12 protein-coding genes are annotated in these 18,651 nt (G+C 46.6%); 9 read left to right on the top strand and 3 right to left on the bottom strand.

From position 1 onward, the window contains the following. Nucleotides 1-24 precede the first annotated feature (24 nt). From lysS to DYH48_RS02700, 5 genes are all read left to right on the top strand, one after another. Nucleotides 25-1,527 (top strand): lysine--tRNA ligase, encoded by a 1,503-nt coding sequence (gene lysS / locus DYH48_RS02680; RefSeq protein ID WP_006080389.1) that lies wholly within the window; start codon nt 25-27, stop codon nt 1,525-1,527. Between the two features lie 692 nt (nt 1,528-2,219). Beyond that, a complete protein-coding gene (locus DYH48_RS02685) occupies nt 2,220-3,692 on the top strand; it encodes a carbon starvation CstA family protein (protein WP_006080390.1) in 1,473 nt (490 codons plus the stop codon). Nucleotides 3,693-4,003: 311 nt separating this feature from the next. After that, nucleotides 4,004-6,169, top strand: coding sequence for a catalase/peroxidase HPI (katG, locus tag DYH48_RS02690; protein WP_115333984.1), 2,166 nt, complete (start codon nt 4,004-4,006; stop codon nt 6,167-6,169). A gap of 184 nt (nt 6,170-6,353) precedes the next feature. Further along, entirely contained in the window at nt 6,354-6,788 is a 435-nt protein-coding gene (locus DYH48_RS02695; RefSeq protein WP_107403900.1) for a PaaI family thioesterase, read from the top strand. Nucleotides 6,789-7,249: 461 nt separating this feature from the next. Then, nucleotides 7,250-8,938 (top strand): OpgD/OpgG family glucan biosynthesis protein, encoded by a 1,689-nt coding sequence (locus tag DYH48_RS02700; RefSeq protein WP_115333985.1) that lies wholly within the window; start codon nt 7,250-7,252, stop codon nt 8,936-8,938. Nucleotides 8,939-9,034: 96 nt separating this feature from the next. Here DYH48_RS02700 and DYH48_RS02705 read toward each other — a convergent pair whose 3' ends face one another. Further along, entirely contained in the window at nt 9,035-9,751 is a 717-nt protein-coding gene (locus DYH48_RS02705; protein WP_115333986.1) for a type 1 glutamine amidotransferase, read from the bottom strand. A gap of 84 nt (nt 9,752-9,835) precedes the next feature. Between DYH48_RS02705 and DYH48_RS02710 the strand changes: the two genes are divergently transcribed. The 3 genes from DYH48_RS02710 (at nt 9,836) to DYH48_RS02720 (ending at nt 13,352) form a co-directional block, all read left to right on the top strand. Next, entirely contained in the window at nt 9,836-10,651 is an 816-nt protein-coding gene (locus tag DYH48_RS02710) for an AraC family transcriptional regulator (protein WP_006083979.1), read from the top strand. A gap of 248 nt (nt 10,652-10,899) precedes the next feature. Next, nucleotides 10,900-12,369 (top strand): inorganic phosphate transporter, encoded by a 1,470-nt coding sequence (locus DYH48_RS02715; protein WP_012197606.1) that lies wholly within the window; start codon nt 10,900-10,902, stop codon nt 12,367-12,369. A 134-nt stretch (nt 12,370-12,503) separates the two neighbouring features. Then, a complete protein-coding gene (locus DYH48_RS02720) occupies nt 12,504-13,352 on the top strand; it encodes an isocitrate lyase/PEP mutase family protein (protein WP_115333987.1) in 849 nt (282 codons plus the stop codon). 74 nt (nt 13,353-13,426) lie between these two features. Here the strand turns inward: DYH48_RS02720 and DYH48_RS02725 are convergent, their stop codons facing one another. Further along, nucleotides 13,427-14,380, bottom strand: coding sequence for a DUF72 domain-containing protein (locus DYH48_RS02725; RefSeq protein ID WP_115333988.1), 954 nt, complete (start codon nt 14,378-14,380; stop codon nt 13,427-13,429). Nucleotides 14,381-14,675: 295 nt separating this feature from the next. Between DYH48_RS02725 and DYH48_RS02730 the strand changes: the two genes are divergently transcribed. Further along, nucleotides 14,676-16,172 (top strand): GGDEF domain-containing protein, encoded by a 1,497-nt coding sequence (locus tag DYH48_RS02730; protein WP_115333989.1) that lies wholly within the window; start codon nt 14,676-14,678, stop codon nt 16,170-16,172. Between the two features lie 136 nt (nt 16,173-16,308). Here DYH48_RS02730 and DYH48_RS02735 read toward each other — a convergent pair whose 3' ends face one another. Then, entirely contained in the window at nt 16,309-18,201 is a 1,893-nt protein-coding gene (locus tag DYH48_RS02735) for a methyl-accepting chemotaxis protein (protein ID WP_115333990.1), read from the bottom strand. Nucleotides 18,202-18,651 lie beyond the last annotated feature (450 nt).

The following is an 18,651-nucleotide window of genomic DNA, read 5'->3' on the forward strand; positions in this document are numbered from 1 at the left end:
TTCAAGGTATAGACGAGAAATAAGATGACTGAACAAGTAATTGATGAGAACAAACTGATCGCCGAGCGCCGTGCCAAGCTAGAAAGCATCCGCCCAAACTGTAGTGCTAATGCGCATCCAAATACCTTCCGTCGCACCCATAAAGCGGCTGAACTGCAAGCACAGTATGGTCAAAACACTAAAGAAGAACTCGAAGCCTTAGGTTTTAAGACCAGCATCGCTGGCCGCATTATGGCAAAACGTGGTCCTTTCTTAGTGATCCAAGACGTGTCTGGCCGTATTCAAGCCTATGCTGAAAAAAGCGTACAAGCTGACTTGAAAGAGCGTTTTCAAGGTCTGGATATCGGTGACATTATCGGTGTAACGGGTCAGCTGCATTTGTCTGGCAAAGGCGACTTATACGTCAACATGGAACAGTACGAGCTACTGACCAAGGCGCTGCGTCCATTGCCTGCGGACTATTATGGTCTAGCCGATCAAGAAATGCGCTACCGTCAACGTTACGTGGATCTGATCGTTAACGAAGATTCGCGCAATGCCTTTATCATGCGTTCTAAAGTGGTTTCTGCAATCCGTAACTTCATGATCAAAAAAGAGTTCATGGAAGTTGAAACCCCTATGATGCATGTGATCCCTGGTGGTGCTTCGGCCCGTCCTTTCATCACTCATCACAACGCCTTAGACATGCCAATGTACCTGCGTATCGCGCCAGAATTATATCTGAAGCGTTTAGTGGTTGGTGGTTTTGAGCGTGTGTTCGAAATCAACCGTAACTTCCGTAACGAAGGTCTGTCGCCACGTCATAACCCAGAATTCACTATGATGGAATTCTATATGGCTTATGCAGACTACAAAGATCTGATGGACTTAACCGAAGAAATGCTCAGCTCGATTGCTATCGAACTGCTTGGCAGTGCGCAAATGCCATACGGCGAGCACACAGTTGATTTCGGCGGCCCATACGCACGTTTAAGCATGTTAGAAGCGATTCAGAAGTACAATCCTGATAACGCGACCATCCAAGCTATGACCTATGAGCAAGTGAAAGATGTTGAATTCATGCGCGATCTAGCGAAAAGCTTAGGTATGAAGATTGAGAAGTTCTGGACTTGTGGTCAGCTGCTTGAAGAAATCTTCGGTGAAACCGCTGAATGGCAATTGATGCAACCGACCTTCATCACAGGTTATCCAGCGGACATTTCACCACTGGCACGTCGTAACGATGACAACCATTTCATCACTGACCGTTTCGAATTCTTCATCGGTGGCCGCGAAGTGGCTAACGGCTTTAGCGAGCTGAACGATGCTGAAGATCAAGACAACCGCTTTAAAGCGCAGGTTGACGCGAAAGATGCCGGCGACGATGAAGCAATGTTCTACGATGCAGACTATATCACTGCACTAGAGCACGGTTTACCACCAACGGCAGGTCAAGGTATTGGTATCGACCGTTTAGTGATGTTGTTCACTAACACTCATACTATCCGTGACGTGATCCTGTTCCCAGCGATGCGCCCACAGGCGTAATGCAGTCGAACAAGGCATTTTGTTGAACATCTTGTTGTATTAGCTCTTAGCCACGCGACTTTTAGTAAGTCGTAACAGGTTAAGTTTGCAGTGATTGATTTAGGTATAACTAAACCATCACAGTGATGAATGCCCCCTAAAAGAACCAGCCATTTGGCTGGTTTTTTGTTTTCTAAAATAGCTAAAAATGATGCATGCTAGAGTCGAGCTATTAGCGACCTAAAAATAGGTTAGATGAACATCATCAAGTGGCATGTGAGTTTCAGGTTGTGGCTATCGATTGTAGTGTAGATTGCGGGTTTAGTTTGTGAGTGTCGATTGTGGCTTTAACTTGGGGGTTCATATTGGGATGTCAGGAAAAACTCGCCACGCTGCAGGCATCCAGTCGCCAGTTACACACGATATTGGCTGTGTTCATTTCATTATTGGTAGAGAAGATTTACGGGAAGACCTAGGGTGAAGGGGTTAAGACGCGGCAATCAGTGAATGCCAAAATAGCAGGCTACATCACTGACGTTATAAACAGTACGATGAACTATTTTTAAACGCATTTCTTCACCTAGACCCACTCCTTTGGCTGTTTCAGATAATCAACCCGACATTAGTCTAATAGGGTGTTGCTTGACCTCAGTAGCTAACTCAATGAAACTCTCCATTAAATCACCTCCTACTAAAGTATGGATAATTAAATAATGTTAATTTTCTTTATTTGTATCGCACTCTTAGTGCTTGCGTACAAGTTCTATAGCCCCTTCGTGGAACGTCAAGCGGGTATAGATCCTAAAGCCAAGACGCCGCAGGCGAGATTCGAAGATGGCGTCGATTATGTTCCGGTTCATCCGGCTAAAGCGTTTCTGATCCAATTCCTCAATGTCGCAGGTGTGGGACCGATATTTGGTCCGATCCTCGGTGCCTTGTACGGTCCCATTGCCTTAGTGTGGATTGTGCTGGGGAACATTATTGGCGGCGCGGTGCACGATTATTTTTCTGGCGTGCTCAGCATTAAAGAAGACGGTAAGAGTTTGCCTGAGATCGCTGGTCACTACTTTAATATCTACTTTAAAGGCGTGATGTTGCTGTTTACTGCCATGCTGCTGTTTTTTGTGGGCGTGGTCTTTATCATGAGCCCAGCAGGTTTGCTGAGTAATCTCGATTATTTCAAAGACACCATCTTTGGCAATAACACCTTCTGGGTGTTAGTGATTTTAGCCTATTACTTTTTGGCGACTATGCTGCCGATCGATAAAATCATCACTAAACTGTATCCCGCATTTGGTTTGTTGATGATAGTGATGACGGTTTCTATAGCAGTTGCCCTGATGCTCAATGCGCCGCAGTTACCTGAAATGGGTGATGTGTTTGCTTATTTTGATCACAGCCACTACAACAACGAGTTACTTGAGCCAAATCCAGACGGATTACCAGTATGGCCACTGTTGTTTGTGACTATTACTTGTGGTGCGATCAGTGGTTTCCACTCGACCCAAGCGCCTATCATGGCCCGTTGTTTGACCAACGAGAAGTATGTGCGTCCCGTGTACTATGGCGCTATGGTTGCTGAAGGTATTGTTGCTTGTGTATGGGCAACGGCCGGTATTGCGGCTTTCCCTGGTGGTTATGTTGAGCTTAAGAGTCTGCTCGACCAAGGTGGCCCAGGTTTAGTGGTTAACCAAGTGGCGACGACTTATCTCGGTGTGGTGGGCGGCATTATGGCGATTGTGGCTGTGGCTATCTTCCCGATCACCTCTGGTGATACCGCGTTCCGTTCGTTGCGACTGACGATTATCGACGCCTTCCATATACCGCAAAGCATGCGTAATCGTTTACTTGTCGCGGTACCTATTCTCACGATTGCGTACTTTATGACGAAGATCGATTTCTCCTTGATTTGGCGCTACTTTGCCTTCTCAAATATGCTGCTATCAACCAGTGTATTGTGGTTAGCGACTAAGTATTTGTTCGATCGCGGGACCTTCCATTGGATTGTCAGCCTGCCAGCCATTGGTGGCACCAGCGTCACGGTTTCTTACATTATGACTGCGGGTATTGGTCTGGGTTTACCACAACCTTTGAGCCAGCCTGTGGGTATCGCAGTCGGGGTTATCTGTTTAGTTGCGCTGATCATTGCGCACAACCGCCGCAAACCTGTGGCAGACGTGAAATAGTCCGTTATGCCAAGTTTGACCGTATAGACACAAGGGCTGCATTTTGCAGCCCTTGTTTTTTTATGAGCCGCAGTAAGTTGACTATCCTTTAATATCTTAATTTATAAAGGGGAATGTTTGCTGAACATTATTTAATGGGATGATTCATCGCGTTTCATCTAGAGGTAAGGTAAGGTCGTTAGACTGGTTTTTGTTTCTCTATTGAAACGATTAGTCGGTGATAGAGAACGTTATGCAGTACAAACATGCAGCAAAAGTCATTTAGTTTTTATTTACTTGAATATTTTTTGCGAACAGAAGGAGAGCACGTTATGTCTGAGAACAAATGTCCTATGCATCATTCTGCTGGTGGCACCACGAATCGAGATTGGTGGCCTAAACAGCTGCGGCTCGATATTCTGCACCAGCACTCTTCCTTGTCGAATCCTATGGGTGATGACTTCAATTATGCTGAAGCCTTTAAATCCCTCGATTTGGCCGCGGTAAAGCAAGACCTCCTCGCATTAATGACTGATTCACAGGACTGGTGGCCAGCGGACTTTGGCCACTATGGACCACTATTTATTCGTATGGCTTGGCACAGCGCTGGCACCTATCGCACTGGTGATGGACGCGGCGGAGCGGGCAGCGGTAATCAACGTTTCGCGCCGTTAAATAGCTGGCCTGACAACGTCAGCCTCGATAAAGCCCGCAGGCTTATCTGGCCGATAAAGCAAAAATATGGCAATAAAATCTCCTGGGCCGATTTGATAATCCTCACGGGCAATGTCGCGCTGGAATCTATGGGATTCAAAACCTTAGGTTTTGCCGGTGGGCGGGTGGATATTTGGGAACCCGAAGCCGATATCTACTGGGGAGCCGAAGATAAGTGGTTAGACGATAAACGTTATTCTGGCGAACGGGATCTTGAAGACCCCCTCGCCGCAGTCCAAATGGGGCTGATTTACGTCAACCCAGAAGGACCCAATGGCGATCCCGATCCCTTCGCTGCCGCCGTTGATATCCGCGAAACCTTTGCCCGTATGGCGATGAATGATGAAGAAACCGTGGCGCTGATTGCCGGTGGCCATACTTTCGGTAAAACCCATGGGGCTGGTGACGCGGCATTAGTCGGGCCAGAGCCTGAAGCCGCTAGTATTGAGCAGCAAGGACTAGGCTGGAAGAGTAGCTACAAAAGCGGTAAAGGTGGCGATGCTATTTCCAGCGGTCTTGAGGTGACTTGGACCTCAACTCCCACCCAGTGGAGTAATAATTTCTTTGAAAATCTATTCGGTTATGAATGGGAACTGACTAAGAGCCCAGCTGGCGCGCATCAGTGGATACCTAAAAATGGCGCGGGTAAAGGGGTGATTCCCGATGCGCACGACGCCTCAAAACGCCATGTGCCGGCCATGTTAACCACTGACCTTGCACTGATCTTCGATCCAGATTACGAGAAAATATCGCGTCGACTCTTTGAAAATCCCGATGAGTTTGCCGAGATTTTTGCAAAGGCTTGGTACAAGCTGACGCACAGGGATATGGGGCCATGCACACGCTATTTGGGTCCTGAAGTGCCAGCAGAAGAGTTTCTTTGGCAAGATCCCATCCCAGCGGTTGATCATCCCTTGGTTGATGAGCAGGATGTCACGGATCTTAAACTTAAGATTATTGGCTCTGGATTAACGATTTCAGAAGTCGTAGCAACCGCTTGGGCCTCTGCTTCGACCTATCGCGGTTCTGATATGCGCGGTGGTGCGAACGGTGCCCGAATTCGCCTCGCGCCGCAAAAAGATTGGCCAGTAAACCAGCCTGAGCAACTCGCTAAGGTGCTGAAAGTACTTGAGAGCATTCAGTCTGAGTTCAACAAAAGCGGTAAAAAAATCTCCCTTGCTGATTTGATTGTGCTGGCAGGTTGTGTCGGTATTGACCAAGCGGCCAGAAATGCGGGGGTTGAAGTGACTATTCCATTTACGCCGGGTCGTATGGATGCCACACAAGCGCAAACGGATGTGGAATCTTTTGCGGTACTGGAACCGGTCGCCGATGGCTTTAGAAATTATCATCCCACTCAATTTTCGGTATCTGCGGAGGAGTTATTGGTCGATAGGGCACAATTACTGACTTTAACTGCACCGGAAATGACGGTACTCATCGGTGGGTTGCGGGTGTTAGATACTAACGCTGATCAATCTAAGACGGGTGTATTTACTGCGCGTCCTGAGTTTTTGACCAACGACTTTTTCGTTAACTTGCTGGATATGGGCACGACGTGGAAACCCACCTCAAAAGAGGAAGATAGGTTTGAGGGCGTGGATCGCGTTAGCGGCCAGCCAAAATGGACGGCGTCGCGGGTGGATTTGATCTTTGGTTCTAACTCTCAGCTGCGTGCGCTTGCTGAAGTGTACGCGAGCAGCGATGCGCAGCTGCGATTTATCGATGACTTTATCGCGGCTTGGACTAAGGTGATGAACTTAGATAGGTTTGATCTCCGCTGAGCCTAGCTTTAACTGATATTGTTAGTCTTATTTTAGTGGTTAATGGATCCAATTTAAGCCTTGTCGTGTTGAAGGTTGGCTTAGCGCTTAAGTGGATTATCAGTCAAATGATCGCCTAACCCTCTGTGGTTAAGCGGTCATTTTTATTAATCTGTAATGGTGTTTATCAATTTAGGGTAGGAATATGAGCATTCAGCAAATGTCGGGTTTAGCTATTTTACAGGCAATGGCAAAGGGCGAACTGCCCGCACCTTCGATCACCCAGACTATGCCTATGTCCTTGGTTCAAGCCGAAGAAGGTTCAGTGCTGTTTCATGCGACAGCTGATGATAAGCATTTGAATCCGCTGGGCGGCGTTCATGGTGGTTTCGCAGCCACTGTACTGGATTCGGTTACAGGTTGTGCCGTGCACACTTTGCTTGAAGCGGGTGTGGGTTACGGCACTATCGATTTGAATATTAAAATGATTCGACCTGTGCCTAAGCATCAAGTGCTAGTGGCCGAGGGCAGAGTGATTAATCTGTCTAAGTCCTTAGGGATTTCGGAAGGCACGCTAAAAACGCAGGATGGAAAATTACTGGCTACCGCCACGGCGACTTGCATGATTTTAAGGCCGTAAACCGATTCAATGCGCTTATGCAATCTTATCTGTGCTGCACTTTGCCTTGGCTTTTCCATCGCGTGCTGCGGCGATACGGCCTCTTCGAGTTTAAGCCATGGATTGATGAGTTAACTCATGCCGAATCTGAGCGCTATTATCGCACTAACATCAGCAATCAAACATCGCGTTAGCACCAGCAATCAAATCGGTGATTGCCTTGTTAGCGGTAAGGATTTATATAGATGTTAATTCAGTAAATAACGGAATTTTTTCATCATATTTTCATAAATAGGCTTCAAGATTGAAAATAGCTAGCATGCGATATTCCATTCGACAGAAAGTATGTTAGATTCTGGCGAATTGTTGCTGATCGCTGTATTGTTACCTCTGTCATCAACAGTTCTCCACAGGGCCATCACTGCAATTTGGTTAGATTTGCAGGGAAGTGTCAGGAAGTTACACCAATTCAGAGTCTGCTTATGCAACCCAATTTATTTCCCGAACAAAGAAACGTTTACCAACAATCGATGGTGACAGTACCTTCGATTGAAGCCCAATCCTCCTCTCGTCGCGGCCGTTTGCAGCGCATGGTTGGCAGCGTATTGTTAACCTGTAGCGTATTGCTGAGTCTTTCGGCGTGTGCGGCGGGTAAGCAGGCGTCACCACAAGAAGGTGAAGAGTTCAGTTACGCTTGGCTTAAGGGCTACGCCCGTACTATGGCTGCACAACCTTATGAAAGCCATAAAGGCGAATTGCCTAAAAGCCTTCAGGGCATGAGCTGGGATGATTACCAACAATTCCACTTCAAGAAGAAAGCCGCACTGTGGCGCGATCAGGACTCGGAATTTCGTGCCGAGCTGTTCCACCTAGGGCTGTATTTCGACACGCCAATTCACATCTATGAATTGAATGAAGGCAAGGCTAAGTTAATCGACTATTCGCCTTCTATGTTCGATTACGGCAAGTCAAAGGTGAAAGGCAGTCAGTTGCCTAAGGATCTTGGCTTTGCGGGTTTCCGTATGCAGTTCAATACCGATTGGGAACGTGACGTTGTCGCTTTCCTTGGCGCCAGCTATTTCCGCGCTGTGGGTCATGAGATGCAATACGGCCTGTCGGCTCGTGGTTTAGCAGTGGATACTGCGCTGCCAAAACCTGAAGAGTTTCCAATGTTCACCGACTTCTGGTTAGAAAAACCTAAACCAGGATCGAACATCACGACTGTGTATGCCTTATTAGACTCTCCGAGTGTGACAGGTGCTTACCGTTTCGATATCGAGCCGGGTGAGCGTTTAAAAATGAAAGTGGATGTGGCTGTTTATCCACGTAAAGCGATTGAACGTTTAGGCGTAGCGCCACTGACCAGTATGTTTATGGTGGGTGAGAATGATCGCCGCACCGGTTACGACTGGCGTCCAGAAATCCATGATACCGATGGCTTAGCCATGCATACGGGTAATGGTGAATGGATTTGGCGTCCGCTAGGTAACCCAGAAAACCTGCGATTCAACGCCTATAGCGATGAAAATCCAAAAGGTTTTGGTTTACTGCAACGTGACCGTAACTTCGATCACTATCAGGACGATGGCGTGTTTTATGATAAACGCCCAAGCCTGTGGATTGAACCAACCAGCAGTTGGGGCAAAGGTTCGGTGCAGTTAGTTGAAATCCCAACACTGGATGAAACCTTCGATAACATAGTGGCATTCTGGAATCCTGCTGAGCCGATTGTTCCGGGTCAAGAGCTGTTGTATAGCTACAACATGTATTGGGGCGGCATTCCACCGGTTCAATCACCCCGTGCTCGCGTTGTTGATACCTTCACCGGGATTGGCGGCGTAGTTGGCCAGAAACGCAAATACTACAGTAAGCGTTTTGTGGTGGATTTCGCGGGCGGCACTTTGCCTATGATAGGCAAAGACACCCAAGTAAAAGCTGTGATCACTGCATCTGATGGCAAAGTCGAAATTGAATCTGCCCGTCCTTTAGCGTCCATTAATGGTTACCGCGCTATGTTTGACGTAGTGCCCCCCGGAGACGGTACTGAGCCGATTAACCTGAGAGTCTATTTAGAAGTTGATGGCCAGCCATTGTCTGAAACTTGGATGTATCAGTGGAATCCGCCCGCTAAGGATGATCGTGAATTGCACAATGCGGGTCATCTGCAATAAGCGATTAGTGAGTCATTAATCTAAAACGCCAGCTAACTTAGCTGGCGTTTTTGTTTTAACTGAGCCTGCTAAATCCTGCATCTTCAGTTTTTGGATTTATACGGCTTGATAGGCAAAGACTAGATTATCTAAAAAATGCCCCAGCAACTGATTCATTCGAGTCGTTGATTGTCTCAAGATGAACTCTGGGCTTTGAATATAGGGCATTTTTTGTGTACTGGAAAAAGCATGTTCTTGGGCTATTAATGGCGTTAATTGGCTACTGATAAATTCAAGATGGCATTGAAATCCAAAAACTAAATGTGTGTAACGTATTATTTGCCTTGGGCAAGCTTCACTTGTGGCGAGCACTTCGCAATCGGGAGTGAGGCCCGGCATATCGTTATGCCAGTGGCCGACAACTTCAGTTGTCGAAAATGTCTTAAGGCTAATATCACCTCTTCCTGCCGCAGTTAGTTCAATGGGGAAGTAACCAATCTCGGCATGTGGACTCTTTTGATAACGGGCACCTAATGCTTCGCCGATTAACTGTGCCCCAAGACAAACCCCCACAACGGCTTTATTTGTCTGGATAGCTTGCCTGATAAGTCTTTGTTCTGCTTGGCTATCAAAATATGGACAATCACTTTGGCATGTCGCGGGAGACTGGGGGCCACCGAGGATAATTAACAGATCAAAACCATCACTATTTTCGGGTAAAGCTTCACCTAGATAGACTCTGCTAAAGCTCATTTTGTAGTTTTTACTTGCGGCCCAATCGCTAAAATAGCCTGGACCTTCATAGCTTTCATGGATAATGCAATGAATCTGCATTGAGTTTTCCTGTGTCATTTATGGGATAACGCTATGCTACAATCCTTTTTATTTGGCTGAATAACGTTATATGGACAAGTAATAATGCTAAGTCGCCAACTCGATTCGATTAACGCCATTATTGAGCAAGCGCCTAATATGCCTTCTTTTGTAAAAACGATTGAGATGCAGAAGGGTTATGTGGATGTTTTACACCAGCACTGTTGGCATCAGCTTATTTTTCCACTTCAAGGCCTGTTACAGACAGAGGCAGATGGCGCACTGTTTTTAGTTCCCCATACCACAGCGCTTTTTGTGCCTGCAGGGGTGATACATGAGTCTGTTGCGATTACTGATACCTGCTTTATTGGCGTCTATCTGAATCCTATGTGTGGTCGAGATTATGGTGCCATGATTAAACTCGTCGCTATGAGTGCTTTTCTAAGGGAGTTAGTGTTAACACTCAGAAAACAATGTGCTTTTAATACCCCAATAAATGTTGAGCCAATGGTTCAGGCGCCAATACTGCGTTTGCTTGAGGTGCTATACGATCAAATTAATAGTGCGGGAGGACAGACTTTTAAGTTACTGATACCCAAAGATAGACGCCTAAAATTGATTTTTGAGCATTTAACCCAAACGCCAGCTTTAGATTTCTCTTTAGTGAAATGGGGAGAGAGGGTTGGGGCATCGGAACGAACATTGTCGAGGCTATTTGTGAGGGAGTTTGGTTCCTCATTCGTATTATGGCGTCAACATTTGCGACTGATCTATTCGCTGTCGTTATTGGCCACTGACCTATCAATACAGAATGTGGCCCACCAAATTGGTTATCAAAATGATTCATCCTATATCAAAGCTTTCAAGGAGCGTTTTGGGATGACGCCACAGCGATTTCGGTTAGGCGATCATGGGATATAATCCTGTTACGATTTATGGCGTTTAACACTGCTTTTAGTTGAATCATTTAACATTTAATCAATGCTTTGCACCTTTTGGCAGCACAGAGATTCATTTGGCCGAATAAAATCAAGCCAGTGTTAATTGCAAGCATGCTACTGAGTTATTGAGGACTAATTCACTTTTTGACAATCTAAATAATTTTTCACTGTAAAAGAGGCCAAACTTGGGCGTAATCTGTGGGCGTTCTCGCCATGGGTCAGTATTTTATGTTTGAAATGTTCACAACGTTAGGCTTTGCTTGGTCTGTGGGTTTAGTGCTTGCGATACTGTTTGTATTGGCATACGAATTCATTAATGGCTTCCACGATACGGCCAATGCGGTGGCTACGGTTATCTATACCAAGGCTATGCCAGCCAATCTTGCCGTCGTTACCTCTGCGCTCTTTAACTTTGCGGGTGTGCTACTAGGTGGCTTAGGTGTGGCCTATGCAATAGTGCATTTGTTGCCCGTAGATTCCTTGCTCGGCATGGATTCGACCCAAGGTTTATTGATGGTCTTTTCTTTGCTGTTTTCGGCAATTATCTGGAACTTAGGCACTTGGTATTTTGGTATTCCTGCCTCGAGTTCTCATACCTTGATTGGCTCGATAATGGGCGTGGGCGGCGCGTTCGCTTGGATGAATCATCAGCCTATCTTGCAGGGCATTAATGTCTCTAAGGCCTCGCAGATCATGTTGTCCTTAATCATTTCGCCGACTTTAGGTTTTGTGATGGCGGGGATTTTTCTACTCATCATGAAATACGTCTGGCAGAAACATAAAATTCACCGCACTCCCGATGAACAGATGCAGATTAATGGCAAAAAACACCCGCCATTTTGGGCAAGGGCGAGTTTAATTGTCTCTGCTATGGGGGTGAGTTTTGCCCATGGTTCGAACGATGGCCAGAAGGGCATCGGCCTAGTGATGCTAGTGCTGATTTGTATGGCTCCGGCGTATTTTGCCTTGGACATGGGCAGTCAACCCTATGATTTGGAACGAACTCAAGATGCCAATCGGCGCATTATGGCGATTTACGATCGTAACCAAGCCGTGATCGCGGATGTGATCGACTTTAGCGCTTCAGCAAACGTCCCCGAATATATGCTGGCCCATTGCTCATCTGAAAATGTATTACCTGCGATGTCGCTACTTGACCGCCGCTTGGCAAAAGTCTCGACTTACAAAGACATGGATGTACAAGAGCGGCGCGAGGTGCGTCGGTTACTCCTGTGTATCGATGATACTGCTCGCCAAGTGGCGAAGTTATATCTCCCAGCTAAAGATCTGACTTCATTGGCTAAATGGCGCAAGGATCTCACCCGCACCACTGAATATGCGCCTCTTTGGGTGATTATTGCCATTGCGACTGCGCTGGGTTGCGGCACGTTAGTGGGCTGGCGACGGATTGTGTATACCGTGGGGGAGAAAATTGGTTCATCGAGTATGACCTACAGCCAAGGCATTGCCGCACAGGTCACCGCTGCCGTATCGATTGGGATTGCCAGTATGACGGGCATGCCTGTGTCGACGACTCATATTTTATCTTCCGCCGTTGCGGGCACTATGGTGGCTAATCGTTCGGGGCTACAGATCCAAACAATTAAGCAAATCATGCTCGCTTGGCTGCTGACGCTTCCTATTACTATGTTGCTCTCTGCGTGCGTGTTTATCCTTGCCAATGCACTTTGGGGTTAGCCAAGAATACCCAAGTTGAATACTCACATAGCCAAGCCTTGAGCGCTTGGCGTTTAGGTTCAGTGCCGTTTTCCGCGATAATGACCTAAGCCATCTTGTTAGAGTTGAGTTTTCAACACCAACAAGGACATAAGATGGCTGAGCAATTGAGAATACTTTTCAAAGCACTACACCAACAATCAGAGCCGCTGATATTAACCAATGTTTGGGATGCTGCCAGTGCGGCTATCATCCAAGCATCGGGCGCCCTTGCCATTGCGACCAGTAGCGCGGCATTGGCTTGGTCGCTCGGTTATCCCGATGGCCAAGCGCTACCTAAGGCGGCTTTATTGGACGCAGTGAACCATATCCTACGGCTGAGCCGAGTGCCTGTGACGCTAGATATTGAATCCGGTTATAGCCAAGATCCCGATGAGGTTACTGCTTTTGTTGCGCAGCTCTCTGAGCTTGGCGTAGCAGGGATTAATATTGAGGATGGCAGTGCAGGTGTTGCTGAGATGGTGGCAAAAATTAAAGCTATTCGCGCCCATCCTCGTTGCCAAGGATTATTTATTAATGCGCGAACCGATGTGTATTTACTGGGCTTAGCCAGTGGTGATGCCGCGGTCGCTATGACAATCGATAGGTTAACTCAGTATCAGGCTGCGGGCGCGGATGGCGGCTTTATCCCTGGCGCGACCAAGGTCGAGACCGCTAAGCGCTTGTCTGCCGCTGTGGATATGCCACTGAATTTTATGCTATTGAATGAGCAGATGGATATCGACGAGTTATTTGGTGCAGGTGTGCAGCGTTTTTCCACCGGTCCGGCTGCATTTTTACAAGCCTATGGCACTTTGCTTAATCCAATTTTGTTAAATTCAATTAAGGCAAAGCCGTTTCAGCAACAGCCAAAAGATGCGGTTATTGCCGCTGATAATGGCTCAATACCTAAAGTTATTGCCCTTGATTTTGAACGAATGAATAACTTATATATCCCGAGTTAAAGCTGTTTTTAATCTATATCCACGGCGAGCTTGCCGTGGGTTCCTTCTTACGTCCGTTTTACCTCGCGCCCGTTTTACCAAGCAAGTCCCATCTGCGTACTTGTCTCCTCAGGTATCTTCTCAAGTAGGCTTAACTCGGCGAGTTGAATGTGCGCTGCAATTTGGCTGCGCAATGTTTGATAGAGACGGATGGCCAGTTCAGGCGCGGTTTCATTATCGGGAGTATGAATAAACAGATAGGGCTCACGACCTTCTGCGAGCCACAGCGGGAGTTGGGTTAGCCAATTATCAAAAAAGGCATCGTTATCCTTAGGCAAAGCGCTTACGCCTTGCTGCGCGAGTTGTGCTACGGCATCGTCTGGTTGGCCGATAAAGCGCACCACAGGATGATTAGCGGTGGCAATCGCATGCACTGGCACCCGAGGCTTTTTCTTATGGGCGTCGATAATGGCGGCGTTGCTGGGCGGCAGGGCAAACAAGGGCCTGCTATCCATGATGATGCGATTCACTTTTTTATCGATAAGTAATCGATTGAGTGCGCGCTCGGCGTCTCCCTTCGCAAAAAACGCTGCATGCCTGACTTCAACGCCATAGGTTAATCCTTGGGGGACTTGATTGAGAAATTGTGCTAACACAGGTAAGTTTTCTGGGCCGAAATGGGCGGGAAGTTGAATTTTCCAGATCCCCGTTTTATCGATTAATGGCGCCATTACTTGGAAGAAATCCTTCAATTCTTGGCCGCAGTGTTGCAATAGTCTTTGGTGAGTCATGGTTTGCGGCAGCTTGAAGGTAAAGCGAAAATCATCGGGCGTGGCACTGTGCCAGTTCATAACGGTTTGCTGTGCAGGCGTCGCGTAGAAGCTGGTATTACCTTCGACAGTGTTGAATATTGTGGCGTAACGGGCTAGTCGCTCCGCTTGTTTAATCCCATGGCCATAAACACTCTCTTGCCAATTCGAGTGTGACCACATGGCTAGGCCAAGGCGAAAATGGCTGGGTTTATCTAACCCAGAACGCAACTCATCCAAAAATAAATTCCTTAAATTTTATTCACATTTGCCAATGTAACCCTAGCCTTATGTAGGCTAGGGGTTAGGGGCATTGTGCCGATACTAATAGTCTAGAGTCAAATCGAGCCGCTGATGGCTTGAGGTATTGTATTTGATTTTGTTGTGCATTTAATCCTGTAAAAGCTGGACTTAACTTGGCCAACTCTGGAATGACATTGAAAATTAACCTACTCTAATAGTGCGTTATTACTCTTTTTATGCTTATGATCGAGTTTAAGACTTAGCCAAAGACAGACGTTTATTGGAGAACTGCGTGAATAATGATGGCTACACTTCCCTAAGCAATTTTATCGACCTTCTCTTGGATGCTATTTGCGTCGTCGATAAAGCTGGGCGGTTTGAATTTGTCAGTGCCGGGGCAGAACGCATTTTTGGCTATACCCCAGAAGAAATGATTGGCATGCAGATGCTCGATCTTGTTATTCCTGAGGATAGAGAGCGCACACTCGCAACCGCCAATGAGATTATGACTGGCCGCTATAAGGTCGATTTCGAAAACCGTTATGTGCGTAAAGACGGCGTAATTGTCGATATTTTGTGGTCCGCACGCTGGTCCGATGCTTACCAACAACGCGTCGCGGTCGCCAGAGATATCTCTAAGAGTAAAAACGCCGAACGCAGACAAGCTGCACTGTATGAGATTTCTGAAGCTGTGCATGTCGCTGAGGACTTGCTAGCCCTATATCGCCGCATCCATGAAATCATTGCAAAATTGCTGCCCGCGGTAAACTTTGCCATCGCATTGTACGATCAAGATTTAAATGAACTCAGTTTCCCTTACAAAGCCGCTGCGGGTGATAATTCACTGGTCGATATTGCAAGTTTCAGCTTGTTTACCGAACAAGTGATCCACAGTGCAGAATCTTTACTCCTGTGTCCCGTGACCTTATCTGAGTATCCCCAAGCCATTCGTGAAGAGCTGGGTAATGGCAATTTAAGTTGGTTGGGTGTGCCGCTAAAGCTGCAAAAAGGTGTTATCGGTGCCTTGATGATGCATAGCTTGCCCACTTCGGCTTCTTATACGCACCAAGACCGTGAGCTATTGGAGTTTGTTTCTACGCAAATTGCCTTTGCGATTGAACGCCGACAAATGCTTGCGCGATTAGAGCATATTGCGCTGTATGATCAGCTAACCCTGTTGCCCAATCGCGAGCTTTTTTACGACAGGTTTCAAAAGGCGCTATCCCGAGCCCATAGGGAATCAAGTTATTTCTCTTTACTTTATTTAGATTTAGATAAGTTTAAGTGGGTAAACGATACCTTTGGTCATAGTGTGGGCGATTTATTGCTGCAAGTGACAGCACAACGTATTGTCAGCTGTGTAAGGGGCTCAGATACCGTAGCGCGTTTTGGGGGCGACGAGTTTGTCATCTTACTCGAGCGCGTTGATTCGGCACAAAATACCCTGTTGGCAGCGCAAAAAATATTACAAGTGCTCAATCAACCCTTTGAGCTTACCGATCAGCAAATCCATATTTTACCGAGTATCGGTATTGCCCTGTATCCAGAGCACGGCACGGACGAAAAACAGTTACTTTCCTGTGCGGATGCAGCCATGTATAAGGCTAAGAAAAATGGGGGCAATCGCATTGAAATGGGTTATCAAGGGCTGAGAAATCTGCATGCAGATCCTCTGACTGCGGCTCCTGAGTTAAAGAGCGCTGAGTTAAAAGACACTGAGTTAGAAGACCGTGAATTAAAAGACACTGAGTTAAATAACCTTGAAAACAAGGTGACTAAGATAGTGTGAGTTTGATTGAGACGTTCAAGCGCAAGAGTTTGAATTACTGGAATGTGTAAAGAAATGCCCGCGAATGTCAGTGACATTAGCGGGCATTATTGTATGTAGCGGTTTTGCGGCATCAAACTATAGAGTCGTGATGACTCTACAGTTTGAAGCGATTCACTTCCTGCTGTAATGACGCGGCTAAGTGGGCGAGTTCCTGCGCTTGCACCATAGAGGTTTGCGCTTCAATCGAGAGATTCTCTGACACTTCACGAATCGACTCAGTATTGCGGTTGATTTCGCTGGTGACTGAGGTTTGCTCTTCAGCTGCCGTAGCAATTTGGCTCGCCATATCCGAAATATCATTAATGGCTTTACTGATCAGCAACAGACTTTCGCTGGCGGAATTGGCGTCGGCCACACTGGTTTCTGCCATTTCATGACTCTGGGTCATAGATTTAACGGCTTTACCGGCGGTTTGTTGGAGGGTTTCGATCATCGCTTGAATTTCTTGGGTCGATGAATGGGTACGTTGTGACAGTACTCGAACTTCATCGGCAACCACAGCAAAACCGCGACCCTGTTCACCCGCACGCGCGGCTTCAATGGCCGCGTTGAGTGCGAGTAAGTTGGTTTGTTCGGCGATGCCACTGATCGTTAACAGAATACTGTTGATCTTCTGTGAGTGCTCATTCAGCTCACCGATAATTCGGCCGGCAGTTTCAACTTCACTGGCTAAATTACGGATAGATTGCTGACTCTGGGCGACTTGTTTGTGGCCATGATTCGAAAGCCCGACTGCATTTTGCGCCGTTTGTGCTGTGTGCTCGGCGTTGCTGGCAATCTCTTCGGTGGCACTGGCCATTTCGGTGACAGCCGTGGCGACCATAGTCACTTCATCTTGTTGTACTTCAATGCGTTGGCTGTTGTCCGTAGCCGAAGCGCTGCTGCCTTGGGCTTGATGCTCCAATTGACCTGCAATCTTATGCATACGGGAAATCATGCCATGGAGACGTTCCACAAAGCGGTTAAAGCCCGAAGCCAACATGCCAATTTCATCGTGACTGTTGGCAGTATGAATGCGCACTGTTAGGTCGCCATCACCTTCGGCGATATCATTGAGTGCTTGGGCAACGCGTTCGAGATCTTTGAATTGGATTTTGAAAATCGCGATTAAAATCAAGCCAAATAGCACTAATAGGGCGACACCTACTGCCGACATCCACCAGGCAAGATCGGTTGCCTGTGACATGATTTCTTGTTTATCCATCACGAAAATCAGCGCCCAGTCCGTTGAGGGAATTGCCGCAACATAGACTAACTTAGTTGCACCATCTAGGGTGCGTTCTTCCATGGTATTGGCATTGGTGCGTTGTGATAACCAGCTATTACTAAAATCACTATCAATTTTCGTGAGTTGTTGGGTATTGAGCTGGCTATTGGGATGACTGATGATGAGTCCTGCATTATCGACCATCAAGGTATAACCTTCGCCCGGTACTTCGAGGCGCTGCACCGCATCGGTCAATTGATCTATGGTTAAGTTCGCTGCTGCCACGCCTATCAGCTGGCCCGAACTCATTACAGGTTCGGCAATCGTCACGACTTGTTTTTTCAGTGTGGCGCTGACGTAGGGCGCTGTCATGATCATTTTACCGGCAGCTTTAGCGTCCATATACCAAGGGCGAACGCGGGGATCATAATTCGCGGTATTCAGAGACGGATCTTGACGATACATGTTGCCTTGCTCGTCGCCATAATAGGTGAGGGCAAAGTCAACCGCAGTATGCGCTTGCAGCAAATGAGGGGTAACGTTTGTACTCGGATCGGCTTCAATGGTTTGTTTTAGGCTGGTAATGGCCATTTTTCTGTCTTGCATCCACTGACCAATGCCGGATGAAAAGGTATTCGCCAGTTGGTCAATTTCATTCTGGGTATTTTCTAACGCATTATTTCTAATGAAATAAGTTGAGATACTTACGAGTACAGCAATAGTGATCAGTACAGCGGAAAGACTGCTGAACAGCAGCCGTGTTTTGAGTGTCGATCGCATAATCTATTCCTTTATATTCCGTTAGCTCTCTAACGTTGTTTTAGTATAGCGGCAGCAAGGGGGAAAACATTAAACCATGAGTGAATTATAGTAATAAATTTAGAAGTGACTCCCATAATTTAAAATTTTTATAATCACATGATTTTTATGTTAATAACGATTGAGTGAGCCATTCTTTATTAATGGCTACTCGATAAAACTGAGAAGATTGAATCGAGGAGGGATGAATAATATTCTACAAATGACAAATATCATTCTTTATCGTCAGTAGACCGTTAAAATATACTCGTTCTCGCTAACGATATAATTAAATATGTTACCGTTTTACGAGTTATTATTCAGAATGACAACTTGTTTATTTGAAGGCTAAGTTTCTGTGGGGAGTCTTGTTGTTCTGCTTCGTGCTTAGGCTTCATTTATTACTGCACATAAAAAAGGAGCTCCTAGAAG

The organism is Shewanella baltica (assembly GCF_900456975.1).
In the GTDB taxonomy this organism is placed as follows: Bacteria; Pseudomonadota; Gammaproteobacteria; order Enterobacterales; family Shewanellaceae; genus Shewanella; species Shewanella baltica.